The 565-nt window shown below is 41.9% G+C and carries 1 protein-coding gene; it reads right to left on the bottom strand.

The genetic code is table 11. The features are described from left to right. Positions 1-565: polysaccharide biosynthesis/export family protein (locus tag R7E78_RS29080; RefSeq protein ID WP_318059012.1), on the bottom strand; the 565-nt coding region annotated here is incomplete at both ends.

The raw sequence follows: 565 nt of genomic DNA, 5'->3' as shown, positions 1-565 counted from the left end.
GGTCGCCTTCTTGCATCAGCGCATAAAGAGATATGTTTTCAACAATGCCGTTTCTTGTCAGTGTTACATTTTTCCAGTCGGCGTTTTCGGCTAATCCACCTGCACGGTTAATTGCATCTAACAAGGTAAGTGGGATATTGGTGATTGGTTGTTGTCCCGGATTATTTACCTCACCAGTTATGTAGGATTTTTTCGAACGAAAAGCGGCGACGCTGACATCCACTTGAGGACTTTCTATGTACTTTGCTAATCGGCGAGAAATATCAGCACGAATTTGACGAACGTTTTTACCCGCAACTTCAACAATACCTATATATGGATAGAAGATAGTACCATCAGCATGTACCCAGTTACCCGCTTCAGCAGAGCTGCGATAAGAACCAGCTGGAATAGTTAGTTCTGGGTGATCCCAAATAGTAATGTTTAGTATATCTCCAGGGCCAACCTCATACTCATAAGCGCTAAGTTGGCGATCTAGCTCAGGGTTGGATTTGGCTTCTATCCCCAAACTTTTAAGTTGAGATACTTTATCAAGTGTAAGTGGAAAAACATTGAAATTAGAAGT

The sequence above is a fragment of the Vibrio sp. YT-19(2023) genome (genome assembly GCF_033337395.1).
Note: the sequence above shows the minus strand (reverse complement) of the source record. Positions and strands in the feature narration are given on the sequence as shown.